Consider the following 20719-nt stretch of genomic DNA (forward strand, 5'->3'; position numbering starts at 1 on the left):
CGGTCAGCGAAGCCACACCCGACAAGGGTTAAAACTTTGGCATTGACTATCAAGCACACTGTTGAGTTCTCAAACAACCGACGCACACCGTCAGAACCATCATCCTGTGGATGCTGGCCCCATCCGGGGCAACCTCTTCAACTTACCAGACCCGAACCCGCCTCGCAAACTTGCTGGTCCTGATGGACCTGCATGCTCTGCACGAGAGGATCCACATCTGATATCCCGCAGGGCGATGTGAACTGCCCTGCATCAGAGATGGGATCCAGCCCCGGCGCGGCCACCCGGGCCGTTTCCGGCCCCGTGTCCGTCGGCCCGTCGGGCTGACATCCAGAACAGTACGTCAGGTGCTGGGGTGCGTCAAAGCCGAGGGCGGTGACGGCGGACACAGAGGTGCTGTTCACCGGCTGTTTTTCCAAGAGGGCATCAGGTCCGAGGGGTGCGAAGCCCTGCCAGACGGCCTCTGACGCGCCCTGGTGCGGCAGATCAGCCGGGACCGGACCAAGAACTGCCCTCGTCGGCCATGTCTGCGTAATCTTTGGTTCAGATTTCGTCATCCCGGCGAACCGGCCGACGCAGCACCGCTCCTAGACCGAGACGGAGGCCAGGCTCAGGCCCAGCATCTCCTCGAGCTCCCGGTGCGCGACGCCGTACGACTCGACGAGGACCGCCTCGCCGTCGGACGCTGGACCGACGTCGATCACCGCGACGTCGCTGTAGATCCGGGACACGCAGCCGACCCCGGTGAGCGGGAGGGTGCACTCGCGGAGGAGCTTGGGCCGACCGTCCTTGGTCAGCAGCCTCATCATGACCACGCTCCGCTTGGCACCCACCGCCAGATCCATCGCGCCCCCGACGGCCGGCACGGCGCCGGGCCGGCCGGTGGACCAGTTCGCGAGGTCGCCCGACGTCGACACCTGGAACGCGCCCAGCACGCAGACGTCGATGTGGCCGCCGCGCATCATCGCGAACGAGTCCGCCTGGTGGAAGTACGAGGCGCCGGCGAGCTCGGTCACGGGGACCTTGCCCGCGTTGATCAGCTCCGGGTCCACGAGGTCCGCCCCGGGCGAGGGGCCCATGCCGAGCAACCCGTTCTCCGTGTGCAGGGTGATGCCCGAGCCGGCGGGCAGATGGTCGGCCACCAGCGTCGGCAGGCCGATACCCAGGTTCACGTACGAGCCGGGCCGGATGTCCGCAGCCACGCGGGCCGCCATCTGCGCGGTGGACAGCGGCGTCGTACCGCGCGCTCCCGTCGGCATCGTCTCCGCGCTCATGACATGGCTCCTCGCTCCGAAGGCTGTGCGCCCGCGAGCACTGTCGCGCTGTCGATCGGCACCACCGCGTCGACATAGATACCAGGGGTCACCACTGTCTCGGGGTCGATCGATCCGATGGGCAGCACCTCCGTCACCTGCACGACCGTTCGGTGCGCGGCGGTGGCCATGATCGGCCCGAAGTTCCTTGCCGTCTTGCGGTAGACCAGGTTGCCCGCAGCGTCGGCCCGGAATGCCTTGACGAGGGCGAGATCGGCGCGGAGCGGCGACTCGAAGACCATCGGGACGCCGTCGACCACGCGTGTCTCCTTGCCCTCGGCCAGCGGGGTGCCATAGCCGGTCGGTGTGAAGAAGCCGCCCAGGCCCGCGCCGGCCGCGCGGATGCGCTCGGCCAGATTGCCCTGAGGGACCAGCTCGAGCTCGATCCGGCCCGCGCGGTAGGCCTCGTCGAAGTGCCACGAGTCCAGCTGGCGGGGAAAGGAGCACACGATGCGGCGGACGCGTCCGCGGTGGATCAACCGTGCCAGGGCGTCCTCCCCGTTACCCGCGTTGTTGGAGACGACGACGAGATCGCCCGCCCCCTGTTCCAGGAGCGCCTCGATGAGCTCGACCGGCTGCCCGGCAGGCCCGAACCCACCGATCATCACGGTCGACCCGTCGGCGACGCCGCCCACGGCGTCGAGCGCGGTCTGCGGGAGCTGGACGGTCATGTTGCGGCTCGGACGTTCTCGAGCACCACGGCCATCCCCTGTCCGACGCCGATACAGATCGCCGCGACGCCCCAGCGTTGGTTCTCCGCGACCAGCCGGCGGGCGAGCGTTCCCAGGATCCGGGTGCCTGACGCGCCCAACGGATGGCCGAGCGCCGTCGCACCGCCCCATGCGTTGACGAGGTCGAGATCCACGCCCCAGGCGTCGACGCAGACGAGCGACTGCGCCGCGAACGCCTCGTTGAGCTCCACGGCGCCGACGTCGGACCAGGTGATGCCGCTCTTCGCCAGAGCCCGGTCGACGGCCTCGACCGGGGCGTACCCGAAGTACTGCGGTTCGTTGGCGACCGACGCACGGCCCGCGATGCGGGCGAGCGGTTCCAGGCCGGTGTGGCCGGCGGCCGCCTCCGAGCCGATCAGGGCGGCGCTGGCGCCGTCCGTCAGCGGGGAGGCGTTCCCCGCGGTGATGGTGCCTCCCTCGGCACGGAACGACGGCTTCAGCGCGGCCAGCTTCTCCAGCGTGCCGCCCGGACGGACGGGCTCGTCCCGGCGCAGGTCGGTGTCAGGCAGCGCGGTGACCAGGTCGTCGTACCGACCTGCCTCCCATGCCTCGTGCGCCAGCCGGTGGCTGCGCAGGGCGAACTCGTCCTGACGCTCTCGCGTGACGCCGTATCTCTCGCGCAGGCGCTCCGTCCCCTCGCCGAGGGAGACGGTCCAGTCCGGTTGCATCCGCTCGTTGATCAGGCGCCAGCCCAGCGTCGTGGAGACGAGCTCTGCGCTTCCCGCCGGATAGGCACGCCCCGGCTTGGGCAGGACCCAGGGTGCGCGGCTCATCGACTCGACCCCGCCCGTGACGACGACCTCGGCGTCGCCCGACTCCACGGCGCGGGCCGCCTGGACGACGGCCTCGAGCGACGAGCCGCACAGTCGGTTCACCGTGGCCCCGGGAACCGTGACCGGCAGTCCGGCCAGCAGCACCGCCATGCGTGCCACGTTCCGGTTCTCCTCACCGGCGCCGTTCGCGTTGCCCAGGATCACGTCGTCGATCCGGGCGGGGTCGAGCTCGGGAGCCCGGCGTGTCTGCTCCGCCACGACGAAAGCGGCGAGATCGTCCGGGCGTACCTCCGCCAGAGCACCCCCGTACCGGCCGAAGGGGGTGCGCACCGCGTCGTAGACGTATGCGTGTCTCATCGATCCAGACCCCTGCCTGTTCGCTGTGCGCACATCAGTTCCATAGGCGCACACTCACGCTAGCAGCCGGGGCTCAGGTCCGGGTGCGGGACAGGTCCGCCTCGATCTCGCGGGCAGCACGGAGCAGTGCCGGGACGAACTCGGAGGTCATCTCCTCGACAGGCCCTCTGCGGACGGGCGCGGAGACGTTCACGGCGGCGACGACCCGGCCGGTCCCGTCGCGCAGCGGAGCGGCGATCGACCGCAAACCCTCCTCCAGCTCCTGGTCGACGAGCGCCCAGCCCTGCTCCTTGACCGTGCCCAGCTCCGCACGCAGCTCGCCCTTGTCCGTGATCGTGCGGGAGGTGAGCGGAGCCAGGGTGGTGGCCGCGAGGAAGGCCTCGCGTTCACCGTCCGGTACGTGCGCCAGGACGGCACGGCCCATCGACGTGGCGGCTGCCGGAAATCTGGTGCCGACCTGGATCGCCGCGGACATGATGCGGCGGGTCGCCACCCGGGCGACGTAAACGATGTCGGCGCCGTCGAGCACCGCCACCGACGACGACTCACCGACCTCCTCCACCAGCTGCTCCAGGTGAGGCTGAGCCACCTCGGGCAACGACAGGCTCGACAGGTACGCGTACCCGAGCTCCAGCACCTGGGGCCGCAGTGCGAACACGCGCCCGTCGGTCACGACGTACCCGAGCTCCACCAGGGTGTGCAGGAAGCGCCGTGCGGACGCCCGGCTCAGCTCGGCCTCGCGGGCGACCTCGCTCAGCGTCATCCGAGCGCGATCCGTGCCGAACGCGCGGATCACTGCCAGGCCACGTTCCAGGGACTGCACGAACTCACCGGACCGAGCGCCGGCGTCCTGAACGATCTCGCTCATCCGAGTTCCTCCCTGCCAGTGCGCGTGTCCGCTTCGCATCCTCGACCGGGTCTCCGGCCGCTCCAGCTCGCACATGTGCGACCGGGGGTGCGTCACCTGGGCAGCACGCCCGCCCGGATCTTCCCCGGGGCCTACGTCGGAACGCATCGTTGAGCTCCGACGTCGGCCCTGGTTGTACTCCGAACGGGTGTGCCGCACGTGAACGTAGCGAGAGCCGCAGGCCAGGTCAACAGTCGAGTGGTCTGGGTCACAACCGTGACCACATCGGGATCTGCTCGCCGCCCGCCTGGCTGCGCCACGAGGAGCACTGTGGGAAGCAGCCGCTGCGGTCGGGTCCCCGCAACGACGAAGCCCCGGCCAGCGTTTCCGCTGACCGGGGCTTCGTGCCTGATGTGCGCCCGGAGGGATTCGAACCCCCAACCTTCTGATCCGTAGATGCGTCCGGATCGAGATTCACCAGGAAGGCGGCTTGCCCAGGACTGCCGCCGCGTCCGCCATCGTTCGGTTACGTCCGGGGCTGACTGACTGGGTTGGGCCAGTGAATGGGGCCAGTGGAGTTGTGTGGCTACAGAAATAGCGACCAGATGCTCGCGACCGCGCCAGCCACCAGGCCGGTGCCAACGAAGCCGATGTCCCAGAGCAGGGAGCGGCGTTCAGCATGCAGCGGCTCTCTGATGTCGTAGAGCATGTCTTCATAGGCCGTCGAGCTATGACCACGCCGTTCGATTGTTCGCTTGGCTTCATTGAGTCGGGACTGGATGCGCCAGAGCAGCCGCCCGAACCCGATGATCGGCAACACGGCAGCCGCGACGATCAGCACGATGATCAGTGAAGTCTGCACATCGAGAGCCTAGCTACATGAGCAGCCCATGCATCGGAGGGGCGGCGCCACCTAGCGGTTCGGACCTACGTTTGCCACAAGGCTGACGATGCTGTCGGTGACAGCGTCGGCACCCGCTTCGTGCAGCTCGGTCCCCCGCTGCTTCGTCTTGGCGTAGCCGATGGAGTGCACGCCGGTCGCTCTAGCGACCTCGATGTCAGACACGGAGTCTCCGATCAGAACTGTGCGGGAGGCACTAGACGCCACGGCCGCCAAGGCCAGCTCGACCGTGTGCGGGTGGGGCTTCATGAGGTCCGGGCGCATGAAGGGGCGTCCGATGACGTCGCGTACGTACGCCGTGAGCTCGTGCCGCTGGAGGTAGTTGTGAATCGCGGATGCGTCGTTGTTACTCACGACGACCACCGGGGTCTTTGCGGCGTAGAGAGCAGCGAGGAGCGCGTGCGCACCCGGGGTTGGGATGCACGTCCGCGCTGAGCCCATTTCCGCGATCGTGCAGGCGTCGTCCACATCGGCGAGCGCGTCGGGTGCGTGGACGCCTGCCCATCGGACCAGTGCGAGGTGGTCCGATGTCTTGGCGAGCTCGCCGGGGGGCGTAAATCCATGAGCTTTGAGCGCTTCACGGGCAGCGTCTGCGGCGTACATGTTGGCCGGCGCAGGCATGAGCGGGGTGACCGGGCCGTCGAAGTCGAGAAGTACGGCGGCGGACTCATTGAGGAGTTGTGCGGCATCGATCACGGCGTCAACTCCGTTGCCACGCTGTTCCAGACGCTGTCGAACCACTCTCGGACCTGCACGACGAAGGTTGATTCGATGGACTCGGGGTCTCCGTCGTCGGTGTAGTGGAAGAGGACAGCGTCCTTGCCCATCGGGTCAAAAATGCTGAGCTTGTCCCCGCTGACCCTGACGTCGTGTGTGACCACGGGGTAGAAGCCGAAGAAGGCGACGTCGCCGTTGATGACGTATGCCTTGAACACGGGCGCGGAGCCGAACGAGCGGGTCTCGACCGTGACGGTCGGGACGAGTTCGAGGTCCGCGAGCTCCAGCACCGAATCTCGAACGGCGCTGATGTGTCGGGTACCGATGTCTGCCATCCGTTGACGGGCGCGGGCGCTGTCGTCAACGTCGCCGCTCTCTGCGGCGGGCAGCGCGAGCGGTTGCCCCATGTCTGACACCAGCAGTCGGATGCGGATCGACTTGGGTGCGAGTCGGCCGGTCCGGATCTTGTCGAGCGGCTCCGCGATCGCTCCGTGAAGGGTCTCGGCCGTGTAGCCGACGAAGTCGATGCTGACGTCGTCTGCCTCGAATGCCTTTTCGAGGTGCGGCCGGAGTCCAACGGGGCGCTCCGTCCGCTCACGTGCGTACATCCCGCTCCCCTGGCGCGAGATGACGAGGCCGTCGTCCTTAAGGATGCGTAGCGCCTGCTGGACGGTCATGCGCGCGACGCCGTAGCGCTTCGCCAGCTCGTTCTGAGACGGGAGCTTGTCGCCGGGCGCGATGGTGCGCGTGAGGATCGCGGCGCGGAGCGCTGCCGCGACTTGCTGGTAGGGCGGGCGCGGGTCGTCAGGGTCGAGGCTCATGCCCTCAACGGTACCCGCTTGGACAGCCAAGTCAGCCAACTTTGATCTATCTGTTGACATGGCTAGCCAGCCTGTGCAAGTCTCCTGTCACGATCAGATGGCTAGCCAAGCTAGTCCACTCTAAGGAGACGAGATGGCACGGAGAACTGAGGACCTGGCCGCCGCAAGGCGGCTGCTGCTGGCGCTGTCCGAGGGCCTGGCCAAGGCCGGGCGGCTGCTCGTCGCGTCCGGCCTGGCCGAGGACGCCCGGGCCGTGGCGCGAATGCGGGCCGAGGTCGGGGGCATGCGCAAGCGCGTCCGCACTGTCCACAACGCCGCCATAGCCGCCGAGCGCGGAACCACCGCAACGGAGGAGAACTGATGAGCACCTACACCGCCCTTGCCGCGTTCGACGACGAGCCCACGCCCGCCGAGCTCGCCGCCATCGACGCCGAGGCACCGGTCATCGCCGCCGAGCTCGACGTCGTCACCGCCGAGTGCCGCCTCGCCAGCTCGCCGGACGAGCTCGCGATCAAGGCGCACCGCCGGGCGGTCACCCGCCTCAACGTCGTGCTCCGCACGAACCGCACCACCACGGCCCCGGTGTACTCCGCCGGTAGCCCGCTCTCGACGGCCCGCCGGGTCGTCATCCGTCCCGCCACCCGCACCGCCTGACAAGGAGCTTCGCCATGATCAACGTTTCCCTGCTGGTCGTCCTGCTCATCGCCGCCTGGATCGCCGTGAAGTACCTCAAAGTCAAGATCGGCGGGCTGCTGCTCGGTGTGTGCGTGGGCCTGGCGCTGGCGTCCACGTCGTTCGGCATGTGGGGCACCGAGGCCCTGAACGAGCTACTCGTCAACATGTTCTCGGGCGCCAACAACATGGTGGAGGGCTGACCATGACCACCCCGAACGAGCACATGCCCAGCACCCCGGATGACGGGCTGCCCGGCGCCGCCGAGCTCGAAGCCTGGATGCAGCTGACCGGCGACGAGACCGCGACCAAGCGGCTGGACCAGGGCGCTGCTCTGGTCCAGCCGGACGAGGACAACGCGCTTACCGGCGAGGTCATCGACGCCCCGAGCGTTCCCGAGGCCGACGCGGCGCCGCGTGCGCCGCGTGTGGTCGTGCACCGCGGGGACCACGAGCCCCTGACGGTGCTGCCCCAGTGGGCCAAGTCGCCCGAGGTGTTCCTCGCCGCCGTGCAGCGCGAGTCCAAGTTCGTGGCCTCGTGGGTCGGTCACCACGGGCTGCGCCTGCCGTTCGTGTACCTGCCCAAGTTCCTGGTCCGCGCCGGGGTCGGCCTGGGTGTGTGCGTGCGGGACCTGGCCCGGTGGGTGACCGACGCCGAGAACAAAGCCACCCGCGCCGCCCTCATGGCCAGTGTGCGCGGCACTGCAGAGTGGAAGACGCTCCGCAAGGAGCACGCTGACGGCGTCCGCGCCCGCCTCGGTGGCCTCGCGGCTGCTGGGTTCACGTCCGGTGTCGCCGGGGTGACCCTGCACACCTACACCGGCTCCGAGGGCCTGACCGCCGCCGCCGTGGCGGTCGGTACGGCCGCCGTGACCGCGTTCGGTGTGATCGGCACCAAGCGCGTCGAGGCGCCCATCGTCGAGGCGCACGAGGGCGAGGTCCCCAAGCTCACGGTGGACGTCGTCTCGGACGCCCTGCTCACCCTCGGTCTCGGTTCCATGGGCGAGGTCAAGGCGGGCCGCGCCGAGAACAAGGTCCTGCGGATCTTCCCCACCACGGGCGGCGTCGAGATTCACGTTGACCTCGTGCCCGGGGCGACCACGGCCATGGTGATCGAGCGCAAGGACCGCCTGGCCTCCGCGCTGCGCCGCCCGCTCGACACCGTGTGGCCGGAGAACAACCACAAGGCCAACCCCGGGCGCCTGAACCTCTACATCGCGGACAAGGCGCTCTCCGAGCGTCGCGACGTCGAGTGGAAGCTGCGCAACAAGGGCGAGACCAACGTGTTCGAGCCCTTCCCGATCGGTGAGGACCAGCGTGGCCGCCAGGTCTCGGTGAACCTCATGTACAACAACGTCGTCGTCGGTGGCCTGCCCGGCATGGGCAAGACCTACCTGCTCCGCGTCCTGATCCTGGGCGCGATGCTCGACCCGCGTACCGAGCTGCACATTCACGAGCTCAAGGGCACCGGTGACCTGCTGGCGTTCAAGCCCGTAGCCCACGTGTGCCAGTCCGGTGACGACCCCTCGGACTTCAAGGCACTGCGGGACGACCTGCGCAACGTCCGCGAGGAGGTGCGCCGCCGGTCCGCGTTCATCCGCTCGCTGCCGCGTGACCAGGTGCCCGAGTCCAAGGTCACCGACGAGCTGGCCAACCGGTACGGCATCAAGCCGCTGCTGTTCGTCATCGACGAGAGCCAGCTCGCGTTCAAGGACCCGACCTACGGCGGGGAGATTGCCGACCTGGTCGAGGACATCACCCGCCTGGGCCGTGCCCTGGCCATCCAGCTCATCCTGGCCACGCAGCGCCCGAACAAGGACGCGATCCCCACGGCCATTTCGGCGCTGATCAGCATCCGTATCTGCCTGCGGGTCGGTGACCAGACCACCAACGACATGGTCCTCGGCACGTCGATGTACCGGGCAGGGCACCGCGCCACGGACCTTGACCCCGAGGCCAAGGGCGTCGCGCTCATGGCGGGGGAGAAGGCGGACCCGCAGCTCGTGCGGGGTGCCAGCGTGGACGGGGCCGCCTCGGACAAGATCGTCGAGCGCTCCCGCGTCATCCGTGAGGCCAAGGGCCTGCTGACGGGCATGGCCGCTGGGGACATCCCCGCCGACCTGGACCACTCCACCGTGCTGGACCACCTGCTCGCCGTGTGGCCCGAGAACGACCCCGAGTGGGCCAACGGGAAGATCTGGTCCGACGAGCTGGCCGCCCGCCTGGCCGAGCACAAGCCCACCCTCTACACGGGCTGGGACGCCGCACAGGTCAACGCCGCCGCCAAGCGCCACGGCGTCACCGCCAAGAACGTCAAGCACGGCACCGGCGCCAACAACGTCCGCAAGGGCCTCGTGCGCGCCGAGGTCGTCAAGGCCGTTGGCGACGTCATCGCACTGCCCGACACCACCACCGAGGAGGACTGACCATGAGCACCACACACACCACGCCTGGCGGCTCCCGCCGCCTGGTCCTGACGCTCGCCGTCACGGTCGCGCTGCTGTGCACCGCCGTGGCCTACGAGGGCATGTACCAGTTCGGCCTGGACATGCTGGGCTGGTCGGTCGGAACCGCCCTCGCGTTCGCGGGCATCTTCGAGCTGGCACAGCTCACCGTGGCGCTGCTGGCCCGCGAGGCCATCAAGGATGGCCGCCCCGCCGGCACTCTGCTCACGTTCACGTGGATGCTCGCTGGAGCGTCCGGGTTCCTGGCCGCGTGGCACGAGCTGGACGCCGGACACGGCATCGGCGCGGCCCTGTTCCGCATCGCCGCGCCGGTCCTGGCCGCCGGACTGTGGCACCTGGTCCTCCTGGGTGACCGCCACCTCGCCGCCGGGCGGTCCTGGGCGCAGATGCGGGCCGATGCCCGGATGCACCGCCTGTTCCTGACCGTCGAGGACGCCGCCCGCGCCCACGAGACCGGCAAGGGCATCCAGCGTGCCGAGGCCGCTCGCCGCCGGGCACGCGCCGTCGCGCTGCGGACGGTTCCGCCGGAGGACATGCGCGCCAAGGCCACCGCGTGGCTCGGGTCGCTGTCCGCCGTCGCGGACGCCACGACCGACGTGGCCCGCATGCACCTGGAGACCAACGCCCGCGTCGCCGGTCTCGCACCGACCGCCACTCTGGTCCAGCCGGACTACGAGGCGCAGGCCGCCGAGTCGGTCCGGTCCGAGCTGGAAGCGATGACCGGTCCGGACCGGACCGCACGCCGGTCCCCGGTCCGGTCCGGCAACCGGTCCAAGCCGCGTCGGTCCGCTCTCCGGTCCGGTGCTGACCGGGCGGACCGGTCCGCCCGCCTGGCGATCGTGTCCGGTCTGCTGGACCAGGCTCCGGACGCGTCCGGTCCGGACGCACAGGCCGCCCTGGCCGCTGCCGGTCACGAGGTGAGCGACGGTTACGCCCGCAAGCTGCTGCGCGAGGCCCGCGCCACCACGCAGGACCGGACGCCCGACGAGGCACCGGCGATGGCTGCCGCCGTGGCGGACGCCGCGCCGGTTCTGGTGGAGGCCTGACATGTCCCCGATCTTCCAGCGCGCCGCCCGGGAGTGGGCCGCGATGCGGTCCGAGTACGGCGACTACCTGGAAGCCCACATCGCCGCCGCGTACCGCTCGACGAACGGTGTGCTGCTCAACGCCAGGGGTCGGGCCGCCGGGGTGAGTGAGGAACGGCTGTTCCTCGCCGGAGGTTCGTTCGCCGCCGCGTACGCCTCGCAGGAGCTGCGCGAGTTCTGGGCCACCACACCCCGGCTCACCGTCGAGGCATTCGAACGGGCCTGGGCCGAACGGCTCTGGGCCACCGAGGGAGAGGAACTGCCCGAGCACTGGCACACCGCCGCCTGACCACCGCACCACCCCGCCCACTCGCAGGAGGAACCGTGAACCGCAACGACAACCTCAGCCCGACCGAGTACGCCGAGCTCGTGCGCGACGCCCGCGAGCTCGTGGCCGCCGTCGAGCGCGCCGTCCGCCGCACTGGAGCCGTGTTCGCCGCCGCTATGGGCCTCACCGTCGCCGCCACGGGCCTCGGGCTGGACCTGGTCGCCTCGCTCGCCGCCGTGGTCGCGGTCATCGCGTTCACCGCTGCGCTGGTCTCGCTCATGGCCCGAATCGCCCTCGGTCCGATGCCCGCCGAGGTAGCCACCACCACCACCCCCGCCGAGGCGGCGCCGAGCCTGGCGATCGGTAGCGCAGGCCCCGCTACCGGTAGCGGCCCCGCTACCGCCGAAAACGGCGTGATTCCAACGAAGTAGCGGGGTAGCGCCCCCTCTCGGCGCACCCCGAAACCCCCACCTCACGCACTGCTGAGGGCACGGCGGGCCGCTACCGCTACCCGCCGTGCCCCTACCCCGCCCATGCCAAAAACAGGCCGCACCCGGCCGACCACCGCGAAGGAGCACCCGTCATGAGCACAGCACCACGCTGGACCAGCACGCACGCGGGCAGCACGCCGACCGAGCTCCACCAGGGCGCGCTACTGGCGACCGCCCTGGAGTACGCCAACCGGGGCTGGCACGTCTTCCCGCTCATCCCGGGCAGCAAGCGACCGGCGACGCCGCGCCATGCCGCCGCCGACTGCGACCACCGCGACCCGTGGTGCCGCAACGGACACACCGGGTGGGAGCAGCGCGCCACGACCAACCCCGACCGGATTACTCGAGCGTGGACCACCGCCCCGTACGGCATCGGGATCGCGTGCGGCCCCTCCGGGCTGCTGGTGATCGACACCGACACCCCCAAGCCCGGTGCCGCCCTCCCTGCGGTCGAGCTCCGGGGCGAGGCGACGTCGGGTGAGGGAGTGCTGATCGCTCTTGCCGAGGACTGTGGCGAGCCGGACGGGCTGCCGGAGACCTGGACCGTGGAGACACCGTCCGGCGGCGTCCACCGGTACTTCACGACCGCTCACCTCACGGAGTCGCTGGGCAACAGCGCCGGGCGCCTCGGGCCATGGATCGACACCCGAGGCGCGGGCGGGTACGTCGTCGCGCCGCCCACGGTGACCGGCGCCGGGCGCTACCTGGTCGGCCTGGACACCCAGCCCGAGCCCCTGCCCGCCTGGCTGGTCCAGCGCCTGACGACCCGTCCGGCCACACCGGTCGGCCCGCGCGAGCCGCGCCCCGTGACGCACCACTCCGCCTACCTGCGGTCGGTGCTGTCCAAGGAGGCACAGCACGTCCGAGAGGCAGCCGAGGGCGGGCGCAACCACGCCCTGTTCATCGCCGCGTGCTGCCTCGGTGAGCTCGTCGCGGGCGGCTCGCTGACCGAGGCCGAGGCCTCCGGGGTCCTGCTGGACGCGTGCGCCGGCCACATCGCCGCCGGGGCGTTCACCGAGGCCGAGGCGTGGCAGACGATCCGCTCCGGCTTCCGTCGCGGGGCCGCCAAGCCCCGCACCGCCGCATGACCGCCACCGACCACCGACGACCCGAGAGAGGACACCTGATGACCGCCACGACCCCCGACCTCCACACCACAGAGTCCGGTGACCTGGACCCCGAGTCGGTGTTCTGGGAAGCCCGCCCCGAGCTCGCCGCCGTCCGCCAGACCGCCCGCGCCGCCATGGCCTCACCCTGGGCCGTCCTGGGCTGCGTGCTGGCCCGTGTGTCGCTCTCCGTGCCGCCCTCGGTCGTCATCCCGCCCTTGGGCAACGACCGCTCCGCAGTGGCGTCGCTGAACGTGTTCGTGGGCCTGGTCGGCCCGTCCGGCACGGGCAAGGGCGTCGCCACCGCCGCCGCCGAGGACTTCCTCGCGACACCGCCGGGCGGTGGCCGCCTCATCGAGAAGCTTCCCCTCGGCTCCGGTGAGGGCATCTCCCACACCCTCATCGACACCGACAGCGAGGGCGACGTCACCCCCTCTATCCGCTCCGTGTGGTTCGACGTCCCCGAGATTGACACCCTCACCGCCCTCATCGGTCGCCAGGCCTCTACGACGTCGTCCGAGCTGCGCAAGATGTTCTCCGGGGAAGGGCTGGGCTTCCAGAACTCCGACGCGGCGCGACGCAAGATCGTCCCCGCGCACTCTTACCGCGCCGCTCTCGTGGCTGGGGTGCAGCCGCTCAAGGCTGGACCGCTGCTGGACGACGCCGCCGGGGGCACGCCTCAGCGGTTCCTGTGGCTGCCCGCCACCGACCCAGGCGCGCCCGACGTCACCCCGCCCGCCCCGGAGCCCCTGTCCTGGTCCAGCCCGGTCCTGGCCACCGAGCACCGCCGCACGCCCCTGACCGTGGCCGCGTCGATCACGGCCATTCTCCGGAAGGAACGCCTCGACCGACTGCGCGAGGTAGTTACGGACGGGAACGGGCAGCAGTCCCTGGTCCGACTCAAGGTTGCTTCCCTGCTCGCACTGCTCGCCCGGCGCCTCGACGTCACCGAGGGTGACTGGCAGCTCGCGGACTACATCATGCACATCTCCGACCGCACCCGGACCCGGATGCGTGACGCGCTGCGCATCGAAGCTGCCCAGGCCGCACGTGCCCGGGCCGAGGCCCGCGCCGCGTTCGACGAGCACCAGGACGACGCCGCCGTGCACCGCACGGCAGACAAGATTCTGGCCAAGCTCACCACCGACCCGACCCCCGCCAGCACGGTCCGGGCGGCCCTCGGGAAGAACCTGCGCGAGTACATCGAGGCCGCCGTAGACAGCCTCATCCGACGCGGCCTGGTCGAGCGCCTGGACGACGAGTACCAGGGCCGCCCTCGCATTCTGCTCCGCCTGCGGGCCTGACTCTCAGCCCTGGCATGTGCCAGGGCTGCCAAGGCTGGAAGTGCCGGGTCTGAAACCCCAGGTCAGGCCCCAAAAACCAGCCTTGGCAGGTCAGCCCTGGCAGTCCTGGCACATGCCAGGGCTGACCCCCTCAGACCACGACCCGCAGCACTCGCCCAACACACCAGGGAGAACCGTCATGGCTACCGCCACAACAGCGCCGGTCTACTCCGAGGCCAGGCCCACCGTCACCGTCCTGCTGTACCGCGTCGAGGAAGCCGCCGAAGCCCTGTGCATCTCGCGCACCCAGGTCTTCGACCTGATCCGCCTCAACAAACTCACGAGCGTCAAGATCGGCCGCGCTCGTCGCATCCCGGTATCGGCCGTAAACGAGTACGTCACCACCGCCATCGCAGAGGCCCAGGAGGCAACATGAGCAAGCGCGCAAACGGAGAAGGTTCGATCGACCAGCGGGCAGACGGCATGTGGCGTGCTCGGGTCTACGTCCTGAACCCCGAGGGCAACAAGGTCCGCCGCCCCGTATACGGCAAGACTCGTGAGGCCGTCGCGGAGAAGCTCGTCGAGCTGCAGTCCCTCACCCAGAGGCACATTCCCGCCGCTCCGGTGAAGCACACGGTCCGGTCGTTCGGTGAGGAGTGGATCCGGCGCCTGCGTGACGACGAGAAGCGCAAGCCCGCGACGGTTGCGAACTACGAGTGGATCTTGAAGCAGTACGTATACGACGTCGTCGGGAAGGTGCGCCTGACCTCCCTCACCCCGAACCACGTCCGCAAGGTCATGACCACGACCGCTGCCCGGCGGCGGACCCGCAAGGACGGGCAGACGGGTGAGCCACTGTCGGCCCGGACAGTGCAGCTCACGCGGGCTGTGCTCCGCGCCCTGCTGGCCGAAGCCCAGCGCGACGAGCTGATCCACCGCAACGTGGCTGCACTGGTGAAAGGTCCGACCGTGACGCGGGACGAGGTCCAGCCCTGGACAGCGCAGGAGGTGGACACGTTCCTCAAGGTGGCAGGGGAACACCGGCTGGGCGCACTATTCTCGGTCGGCGTCGCCCTCGGGATGCGCAAGGGCGAGCTACTGGCGCTCCGGTGGGCAGACGTGGACCTCACGAACAGGACTCTGCGAGTCCGTTCAACGCTCCAGCGCCTCGGCAACGGCGAGGGCATCGTCAAGGGCCTTCCCAAGTCGAGCCGTAGCCGTCGCACGATCCCCCTGCCTCAAAAGTCCGTGGCCACACTGGTCAAGCACCAGGCGACCCAGAGGGGCGAGCGGGCAGCGGCGGGCGACGGCTGGCGGGAGCTGGACTTCGTGTTCACCACCCAGGATGGCAACCACGTCGAGCCGCGCTACGTGAACACGCTGTTCGACAGCCTTCAGAAGCGCGCTGGCGTCCGCCGGATCCGGTTCCACGACCTGCGCCACACGTGCGCGTCGATGCTGCTCGGCCAGGGTGTTGCGCCAAGGACCGTGATGGAAGTGCTAGGGCATGCCCAGATGAGCATCACGACGGACCTGTACAGCCACGTCATGCCGACAACACTGCGCGAGGCCGCAGACGCCATGGACACTGTCCTCGGCATCTAGTCCTGCGCCCCTTGTACTACGGGTCGCGGGCGGTGCTCGGCCTTGGTCGAGCACCGCCCGCGACCCGCTCCAGGTGGTACAGGTCGAGCCCCGCGTGGTCGGCGCGTGTTTCTGGATGGACGCTATTGAATGACTTGATCGGTGTTCGGACGACTGGGTGGTGCCCTCGTGGGACGATCGCGCCACGTTCTAGCGCGGAGGTGAGTCGTGAGCGAGACACTCTGGGGCGTCCTGATCGGTGCCGTCGTCGGTGTGGCATCGGCGGCCATCGGGCCGATGATGACCGCCCGCCATCAGCGAGCCACCACCAGGGCAGAGCGCGTGCACAAGGCGATCGGTGACGTCGAGGCGGCGCACGACGCCTGGATGGCGATCGTCGCGGAGCGTGTGCACGACAGGGCCGAGGCTTGGGAGGCAGAGTTCACCGTCAGCGCTGCACTCCGGAGGTTGAGCACCGCGACGAGCAGCTACGTCCTCAGACGCGAGGCCGAACGGGCCACGGACGAGCTGGGCTACGTGACTGATGTGCTCGTGACGCCCGACGAGAACTACGCGCAGGCGTTCACACGGGCGACCTTCGCGTTCTCGAACACGTACGACGAAGCAATGCAGATCGCCGTGGAGATCGTGGACCCACCATTCCTGCCTGTGCGGGCATACCGCTGGGTCGCCCGCAGCGTACGGCAGCGAAGGTACTGGCTCAGGCAGAGGCAGATTGCTCGTGCTGGCGGCATGTAGGGCTAGGGATTCGAGGCGACGTGACGAGACCCGGACATTCCGCCTGGGCGAAGCCAAGGCACGTGCTCTACACGGCTTCCCGAGACTTCTCAGGCTCGGGCCCTTCCTCCGTCGTCGCCGCCCCCGACCCGGTCCCTGGCTCGGTCGTCATCGCTGGCTCGTAGGAGACCTTCATCCGGCGAATGTCTGAGCCAGGTAGCACTAGGTAGGTGGCCGTCACCGACTTCCGTTCCTCACCCACACGCTGAATCGAGAGGCCTGGCCCCGTAAGCGAGAGTTCCCGGTTGTCCATGGCCAAGTCGGTCGTGAAGTAGTGGACGTAGCCCCACACCTTCACGCCATCCATGAGCTCAATGGAGAGCCAGGTTTCCTCGCCCTTGGGCCTCGACTCCAGGATCGCCAAGTGCCAAATGCTCGTCTTGGCGTGCTTGACCGACTGGTCGTCCACCCACACCGCTAGCGCGGTCGCCGAGAGCCATGCCAAGGCGCATGCGAGTCCGACCTCTAGGAGGACCGACGACACCACGAGCCACAGGTGCTCGCTCACGTATTCGCTGCCCGATTCCAACCAACCAGCAAGATCGACGACAGCCCTCGGCGCGACCGCGCTGGCCGCCGCGAGGATCAGAATCGAAGCGGTGGTGAATGCAAGGCTCGTGAGTGCAACGCGGCTGGCTTCGCGAAAGGCACTCTCCTCCAGAGCTGGCCTGGCTCGCTCCCGAAGGAGTTGAAAGAGCAGGCCCGGTGCCACCAACCCCAGGAATGCATAGACGGTGGCCAGGCTCTCAGGGACCACCGGCTATACCTCGTCTTCGAACTTCCCCGGGTTCTGGCCGGAGCCGCCCGAGGCGGCATTGCGGATCTCCGTCGGCGGGCGGACCGGACCCCTGTCAAACTTCGCAGCTTCTTCGACCACGACCTTCGCTGCGTCCTCGGCACGCTTGGCTGCCGCCTCGGCCCTGGTTGCCGCTTCGTCCTTGTTCATCGGGAGTCACCTCATGAGTTGGGACGCGGGAGATTGTTCCCGCGTGTGCAGCTCATGTTTTCACTCCGACCAGGCACTGGCCTCCCAGGTCTGGGGTGACTTATCTGCCGGTCGCTGGTGCGGCGTCATGGCCGAGCCGAGTCCGGTTGGGCCACGGGATGGGGCCAGTGACAGCCGATCACACCTTCAAGGCCCTGCACGACGAAGCCCCGGTCAGCGTTTCCGCTGACCGGGGCCTCGTTCCGGATGTGCGCCCGGAGGGATTCGAACCCCCAACCTTCTGATCCGTAGTCAGATGCTCTATCCGTTGAGCTACGGGCGCTGGTCGTACCACTTCCTACCAGCCTGCCGTTCACACGGCCGACCGACGAGAACATTACCGCCTGTTCGGCGCGGGCCCAAACTCAAATCCGCGCTTCCCGAGGAGAACTCCGTCACAGCTCTCCGGAAGGCTCGAGCCACCGGGCGATCCGATGCTCCGAAGCCTTCCACAGAAAAGGCCCCGGGCGTCACGCGCGGCCGGGACCTTCCTGGCGGAGACGGAGGGATTTGAACCCTCGAACGGGTTGCCCCGTTACCACCTTAGCAGGGTGGCGCACTAGACCTGACTATGCGACGTCTCCTCGCGACGGCCCTTGCAGAGGCAGGGGTTTTGCCGCGCGGCCCAGGGTACCTGCCGTACGGCGGGCTGAGCAAAGTGGAGGGCCTCTCGACGCCCGAACCCCGCCCGCATCGCCGTCATCCCGCCAATTTTTTCATGTGCGGACACCGCCGACCAGGGTCGGCGGAGCACCCCCGCTCCCGCCGGACAGCATCGGCAGGCGTATTTCACCCAGCGTCAATAGCGGGTACATTCGCGGTCATGGACTACGACGTCTTGGTGATCGGGTCGGGCTTCGGCGGCAGCGTTGCCGCCCTCCGCCTCACCGAAAAGGGCTACCGGGTCGGTGTGCTCGAGGCGGGGCGCAGGTTCGAGGACCACGAGTTCGCCAAGAACTCCTGGCACCTCAAGCAGTTCCTCTGGGCGCCCGCGCTCGGCTGCTACGGGATCCAGCGCGTGCGACTGCTGCGCAACGTGCTGTGCCTGACGGGCGCGGGCGTGGGCGGCGGGTCCCTGGTCTACGCCAACACCCTCTACCGGCCGCTCGACCCGTTCTACGCGGACCCTGCCTGGTCCCACATCACCGACTGGAAGACCGAGCTCGCCCCGTACTACGACCAGGCGGAGCGCATGCTCGGCGTCGTCCAGTACCACGGCCGGTCACCCGCCGACGAGATCATCCGGGGTGTCGCCGAGGACATGGGCGTCGGGCACACGTTCCGCCCCACCCGCGTGGGCGTGTACTTCGGGCCCGGTGGCGCCGACGCGCCGTCCCCTGGGCAGTGCGCCGCCGACCCTTTCTTCGGTGGCGTGGGCCCCGAGCGCACCGGCTGCACCGAGTGCGGCGAGTGCATGACGGGCTGCCGGCACGGCGCCAAGAACACCCTGGTGAAGAACTACCTCTACCTCGCCGAGCAGGCCGGCGCCCAGGTGCACCCGCTGACCACCGCGGGCGTCGTGCGCCCCCTGCCCGACGGCGGCTACGAGGTCCGGACACACCGCACCGGCAAGAAGTGGGCGGGCAAACGGACGTTCACCGCGCGGCAGGTGGTGTTCGGAGCCGGCACTCTCGGCACGCAACGCCTCCTGCACGCCATGAAGGACACCGGCACGTTGCCGCGGCTGTCGAGGCGGCTCGGGCACCTCACCCGTACCAACTCCGAGGCGCTGCTCGGCGCGATGACCCACAAGGTCGGCACGACGGACTACTCGCGCGGCGTCGCCATCACCTCGTCGTTCTACCCGAGCGAGAGCACCCACATCGAGCCGGTGCGCTACGGCCACGGCTCGAACGTCATGGCCGCGCTCCAGCACATCCTCGTCGACGGCGGACCGTTCCGGTTTGTCCGGTGGTTCGGCGAGATGGGCAAGAACCTCAAGTGGCTTCCCGTGCTGCTCGACTGGCGTCGCTGGTCGGAGCGGACAGTCATCGCCCTGGTCATGCAGGCGCAGGACAACTCGTTGACCACGGTCACCAGGCGCGCGCTCTTCGGCCGGTTCATGACGTCCAGGCAGGGCACCGGCGCCCCCAACCCGAGCTGGATACCCGAGGGCCACGAGGCGGTTCGCCGCATCGCCGCCACGATGGGCGACGACGGTGTCGACGGCATCGCCGGGGGCACCATCGGCGACCCGTTCAACATCCCGCTGACCGCACACATCCTCGGCGGGTGCGCCATCGGGTCCGACGCCGAGAGCGGCGTCGTGGACCCGTACCTGCGGGTGTTCGGCCACGAGGGTCTGCACGTCATGGACGGCTCGGCGGTGACCGCGAACCTCGGGGTGAACCCGTCGCTCACCATCACCGCGCAGGCGGAGCGCGCCTGCGCGCTGTGGCCCAACGCCGGCGAGCCGGACGCCCGTCCGGCCCTGGGGTCGACGTACACCCCCGTGCAGCCCGTGCGCCCGGTCGCACCCGTGGTGCCAGAGGCCGCGCCGGCCGCGCTGCGGCTGCCCATCGTGGGCATCACCTGACCGCCGTCAGCAGTGCGGGAACGGCAACGGCTGGAATCCGATCCGGATTCCAGCCGTTGCCGTCTTCACCACGAGCGGAGGGCGAGGGATTCGAACCCCCGGTGCGTTGCCGCACAACGGTTTTCAAGACCGTCACATTAGGCCGCTCTGTCAGCCCTCCTCGTGCGCCGCGACGCACAGTGCACCAGGCACGGTGACGCGGCCACACAGTCTAACGCCTGCCGGAACAGCGACGGCGGGCCGCCCCCAGGGTGGCCCGCCGTCCGCGGAATGCTGCAGAGTGACTCAGCCCTGCGCCTGTGCGCCGGAGCGGAGCTGACGCATCGCGAGCTGAACCAGCGCGATCAGCGTCTGCTTGGTCGCCGCACGGGACCGTGCGTCCGTGTAGAGCATCGGGACGTGCGAGGGGATCTGCAGTGCTTCGCGCACGTCCTCGAGGCGGTGCTTGGCCACGCCGTCGAAGCAGTTGACGCCCACGACGAACGGGATGTTGCGCGACTCGAAGTAGTCGATCGCCGGGAAGCACTGCTCCAGGCGGTCGGTGTCGACCAGGACGACGGCGCCGATCGCGCCGCGCACCAGGTCGTCCCACATGAAGAGGAAGCGGTCCTGGCCCGGGGTGCCGAACAGGTACAGCCAGAGGTTGCCCGGGAGCTCGACACGGCCGAAGTCCATGGCCACCGTGGTGGTGGTCTTGCGGTCCGTGACGCCACCGGCGTCATCGACGCCGACCGAGTGCTCGGTCATGGCCGCCTCGGTGTTCAGCGGCTCGACGTCGGAGATCGACCCGATGAACGTCGTCTTGCCGACCGCGAAGCCACCGGCGACGACGATCTTGACGACCGTGGGCGCGGTGCGCTCGGCTGCGGGCTGAGAACCAGGAGCAGCCTGTGCGCCGGCGTTGCCGGTCGGAGCCTGCTGCATCACCGGCGGTGCGGGCTGTGCCTGCGCCGGACGGGACGCCTGTGCGGTAGGCGCCGGAGCACC

Annotated in this window: 23 protein-coding genes and 3 tRNA genes; 13 read left to right on the forward strand and 13 right to left on the reverse strand. The window is 69.3% G+C overall.

Annotated elements, in window-relative coordinates; all coding sequences use genetic code 11:
* Positions 1-587 precede the first annotated feature (587 nt).
* The 7 genes from LUM46_RS12820 to LUM46_RS12850 form a co-directional block, all read right to left on the reverse strand.
* Positions 588-1274, reverse strand: coding sequence for a 3-oxoacid CoA-transferase subunit B (locus LUM46_RS12820; protein ID WP_274994407.1), 687 nt, complete (start codon positions 1272-1274; stop codon positions 588-590).
* On the reverse strand, positions 1271-1984 hold the full coding sequence (locus LUM46_RS12825) for a 3-oxoacid CoA-transferase subunit A (RefSeq protein ID WP_274994409.1): 714 nt from the start codon (positions 1982-1984) through the stop codon (positions 1271-1273). Before LUM46_RS12825 ends, LUM46_RS12820 begins: the two co-directional genes overlap by 4 nt.
* Positions 1981-3174 (reverse strand): thiolase family protein, encoded by a 1194-nt coding sequence (locus LUM46_RS12830; protein WP_274994410.1) that lies wholly within the window; start codon positions 3172-3174, stop codon positions 1981-1983. Before LUM46_RS12830 ends, LUM46_RS12825 begins: the two co-directional genes overlap by 4 nt.
* 73 nt (positions 3175-3247) lie before the next feature.
* On the reverse strand, positions 3248-4042 hold the full coding sequence (locus LUM46_RS12835) for an IclR family transcriptional regulator domain-containing protein (protein WP_274994411.1): 795 nt from the start codon (positions 4040-4042) through the stop codon (positions 3248-3250).
* A 565-nt stretch (positions 4043-4607) separates the two neighbouring features.
* A complete protein-coding gene (locus LUM46_RS12840) occupies positions 4608-4883 on the reverse strand; it encodes a hypothetical protein (RefSeq protein ID WP_274994412.1) in 276 nt (91 codons plus the stop codon).
* Positions 4884-4934: 51 nt separating this feature from the next.
* On the reverse strand, positions 4935-5618 hold the full coding sequence (locus tag LUM46_RS12845; RefSeq protein ID WP_274994413.1) for an HAD family hydrolase: 684 nt from the start codon (positions 5616-5618) through the stop codon (positions 4935-4937).
* The gene (locus tag LUM46_RS12850) at positions 5615-6460 is read right to left on the reverse strand and encodes a GntR family transcriptional regulator (protein ID WP_274994414.1); all 846 of its coding nucleotides are present in this window, start codon (positions 6458-6460) and stop codon (positions 5615-5617) included. The genes LUM46_RS12845 and LUM46_RS12850 overlap by 4 nt, the downstream gene beginning before the upstream one ends.
* A 133-nt stretch (positions 6461-6593) precedes the next feature.
* Between LUM46_RS12850 and LUM46_RS12855 the strand changes: the two genes are divergently transcribed.
* From LUM46_RS12855 to LUM46_RS12910, 12 genes are all read left to right on the forward strand, one after another.
* Positions 6594-6821: a hypothetical protein gene (locus LUM46_RS12855; protein ID WP_274994415.1), complete on the forward strand. Its 228-nt coding sequence runs from the start codon at positions 6594-6596 to the stop codon at positions 6819-6821.
* Positions 6821-7114, forward strand: a complete 294-nt coding sequence (locus tag LUM46_RS12860) for a DUF6284 family protein (RefSeq protein ID WP_274994417.1) — start codon at positions 6821-6823, stop codon at positions 7112-7114. Before LUM46_RS12855 ends, LUM46_RS12860 begins: the two co-directional genes overlap by 1 nt.
* A 14-nt stretch (positions 7115-7128) precedes the next feature.
* Complete coding sequence (locus tag LUM46_RS12865) at positions 7129-7335, forward strand: hypothetical protein (RefSeq protein WP_274994418.1); 207 nt, start codon at positions 7129-7131, stop codon at positions 7333-7335.
* Between the two features lie 2 nt (positions 7336-7337).
* A complete protein-coding gene (locus LUM46_RS12870) occupies positions 7338-9557 on the forward strand; it encodes an FtsK/SpoIIIE domain-containing protein (RefSeq protein ID WP_274994419.1) in 2220 nt (739 codons plus the stop codon).
* Positions 9558-9559: 2 nt separating this feature from the next.
* Positions 9560-10642 (forward strand): hypothetical protein, encoded by a 1083-nt coding sequence (locus LUM46_RS12875; protein WP_274994420.1) that lies wholly within the window; start codon positions 9560-9562, stop codon positions 10640-10642.
* A 1-nt stretch (position 10643) separates the two neighbouring features.
* Positions 10644-10970: a hypothetical protein gene (locus LUM46_RS12880; RefSeq protein ID WP_274994422.1), complete on the forward strand. Its 327-nt coding sequence runs from the start codon at positions 10644-10646 to the stop codon at positions 10968-10970.
* 35 nt (positions 10971-11005) lie between these two features.
* Positions 11006-11380, forward strand: a complete 375-nt coding sequence (locus tag LUM46_RS12885) for a hypothetical protein (RefSeq protein WP_274994424.1) — start codon at positions 11006-11008, stop codon at positions 11378-11380.
* A 152-nt stretch (positions 11381-11532) separates the two neighbouring features.
* The gene (locus tag LUM46_RS12890; protein ID WP_274994425.1) at positions 11533-12528 is read left to right on the forward strand and encodes a bifunctional DNA primase/polymerase; all 996 of its coding nucleotides are present in this window, start codon (positions 11533-11535) and stop codon (positions 12526-12528) included.
* Positions 12529-12566: 38 nt separating this feature from the next.
* Positions 12567-13850 (forward strand): hypothetical protein, encoded by a 1284-nt coding sequence (locus LUM46_RS12895; protein ID WP_274994426.1) that lies wholly within the window; start codon positions 12567-12569, stop codon positions 13848-13850.
* Positions 13851-14028: 178 nt separating this feature from the next.
* Complete coding sequence (locus LUM46_RS12900) at positions 14029-14265, forward strand: helix-turn-helix domain-containing protein (RefSeq protein ID WP_274994428.1); 237 nt, start codon at positions 14029-14031, stop codon at positions 14263-14265.
* The gene (locus LUM46_RS12905) at positions 14262-15434 is read left to right on the forward strand and encodes a tyrosine-type recombinase/integrase (RefSeq protein WP_274994429.1); all 1173 of its coding nucleotides are present in this window, start codon (positions 14262-14264) and stop codon (positions 15432-15434) included. Before LUM46_RS12900 ends, LUM46_RS12905 begins: the two co-directional genes overlap by 4 nt.
* A 207-nt stretch (positions 15435-15641) precedes the next feature.
* A complete protein-coding gene (locus LUM46_RS12910; protein WP_274994431.1) occupies positions 15642-16172 on the forward strand; it encodes a hypothetical protein in 531 nt (176 codons plus the stop codon).
* 67 nt (positions 16173-16239) lie between these two features.
* Here LUM46_RS12910 and LUM46_RS12915 read toward each other — a convergent pair whose 3' ends face one another.
* From LUM46_RS12915 to LUM46_RS12930, 4 genes are all read right to left on the reverse strand, one after another.
* Positions 16240-16968, reverse strand: coding sequence for a DUF6338 family protein (locus tag LUM46_RS12915; RefSeq protein ID WP_274994433.1), 729 nt, complete (start codon positions 16966-16968; stop codon positions 16240-16242).
* Positions 16969-16971: 3 nt separating this feature from the next.
* Positions 16972-17157: a hypothetical protein gene (locus LUM46_RS12920; protein WP_274994434.1), complete on the reverse strand. Its 186-nt coding sequence runs from the start codon at positions 17155-17157 to the stop codon at positions 16972-16974.
* Between the two features lie 249 nt (positions 17158-17406).
* A tRNA-Arg gene (locus LUM46_RS12925) sits at positions 17407-17479 on the reverse strand.
* A gap of 209 nt (positions 17480-17688) precedes the next feature.
* Positions 17689-17780 (reverse strand) — tRNA-Ser (locus tag LUM46_RS12930).
* Positions 17781-18019: 239 nt separating this feature from the next.
* Here LUM46_RS12930 and LUM46_RS12935 point away from each other — a divergent pair.
* Positions 18020-19732: a GMC oxidoreductase gene (locus tag LUM46_RS12935; protein ID WP_274994435.1), complete on the forward strand. Its 1713-nt coding sequence runs from the start codon at positions 18020-18022 to the stop codon at positions 19730-19732.
* Between the two features lie 75 nt (positions 19733-19807).
* On the opposite strand, the gene LUM46_RS12940 is transcribed toward LUM46_RS12935, so the two are convergent.
* Both LUM46_RS12940 and LUM46_RS12945 read right to left on the reverse strand, forming a co-directional pair.
* Positions 19808-19892, reverse strand: a tRNA-Ser gene (locus tag LUM46_RS12940).
* A 125-nt stretch (positions 19893-20017) separates the two neighbouring features.
* The gene (locus LUM46_RS12945; protein WP_374727013.1) at positions 20018-20656 is read right to left on the reverse strand and encodes a GTP-binding protein; all 639 of its coding nucleotides are present in this window, start codon (positions 20654-20656) and stop codon (positions 20018-20020) included.
* Positions 20657-20719 lie beyond the last annotated feature (63 nt).

Origin of the sequence: Promicromonospora iranensis (assembly GCF_028994805.1) — a bacterium.
GTDB lineage: Bacteria > Actinomycetota > Actinomycetes > Actinomycetales > Cellulomonadaceae > Promicromonospora > Promicromonospora iranensis.

Excerpts from the sequence above, each read along its gene's own strand:
- LUM46_RS12860 (WP_274994417.1), top strand. The coding sequence starts at position 6,821 with ATGAGCACCTACACCGCCCTTGCCGCGTTCGACGACGAGCCCACGCCC.
- LUM46_RS12900 (WP_274994428.1), top strand. The coding sequence starts at position 14,029 with ATGGCTACCGCCACAACAGCGCCGGTCTACTCCGAGGCCAGGCCCACC.
- LUM46_RS12865 (WP_274994418.1), top strand. The coding sequence starts at position 7,129 with ATGATCAACGTTTCCCTGCTGGTCGTCCTGCTCATCGCCGCCTGGATC.
- LUM46_RS12935 (WP_274994435.1), top strand. The coding sequence starts at position 18,020 with ATGGACTACGACGTCTTGGTGATCGGGTCGGGCTTCGGCGGCAGCGTT.
- LUM46_RS12945 (WP_374727013.1), bottom strand. The coding sequence starts at position 20,656 with ATGCAGCAGGCTCCGACCGGCAACGCCGGCGCACAGGCTGCTCCTGGT.
- LUM46_RS12855 (WP_274994415.1), top strand. The coding sequence starts at position 6,594 with ATGGCACGGAGAACTGAGGACCTGGCCGCCGCAAGGCGGCTGCTGCTG.
- LUM46_RS12820 (WP_274994407.1), bottom strand. The coding sequence starts at position 1,274 with ATGAGCGCGGAGACGATGCCGACGGGAGCGCGCGGTACGACGCCGCTG.
- LUM46_RS12920 (WP_274994434.1), bottom strand. The coding sequence starts at position 17,157 with ATGAACAAGGACGAAGCGGCAACCAGGGCCGAGGCGGCAGCCAAGCGT.
- LUM46_RS12875 (WP_274994420.1), top strand. The coding sequence starts at position 9,560 with ATGAGCACCACACACACCACGCCTGGCGGCTCCCGCCGCCTGGTCCTG.
- LUM46_RS12870 (WP_274994419.1), top strand. The coding sequence starts at position 7,338 with ATGACCACCCCGAACGAGCACATGCCCAGCACCCCGGATGACGGGCTG.
- LUM46_RS12825 (WP_274994409.1), bottom strand. The coding sequence starts at position 1,984 with ATGACCGTCCAGCTCCCGCAGACCGCGCTCGACGCCGTGGGCGGCGTC.
- LUM46_RS12880 (WP_274994422.1), top strand. The coding sequence starts at position 10,644 with ATGTCCCCGATCTTCCAGCGCGCCGCCCGGGAGTGGGCCGCGATGCGG.
- LUM46_RS12835 (WP_274994411.1), bottom strand. The coding sequence starts at position 4,042 with ATGAGCGAGATCGTTCAGGACGCCGGCGCTCGGTCCGGTGAGTTCGTG.
- LUM46_RS12895 (WP_274994426.1), top strand. The coding sequence starts at position 12,567 with ATGACCGCCACGACCCCCGACCTCCACACCACAGAGTCCGGTGACCTG.
- LUM46_RS12850 (WP_274994414.1), bottom strand. The coding sequence starts at position 6,460 with ATGAGCCTCGACCCTGACGACCCGCGCCCGCCCTACCAGCAAGTCGCG.
- LUM46_RS12830 (WP_274994410.1), bottom strand. The coding sequence starts at position 3,174 with ATGAGACACGCATACGTCTACGACGCGGTGCGCACCCCCTTCGGCCGG.
- LUM46_RS12905 (WP_274994429.1), top strand. The coding sequence starts at position 14,262 with ATGAGCAAGCGCGCAAACGGAGAAGGTTCGATCGACCAGCGGGCAGAC.
- LUM46_RS12890 (WP_274994425.1), top strand. The coding sequence starts at position 11,533 with ATGAGCACAGCACCACGCTGGACCAGCACGCACGCGGGCAGCACGCCG.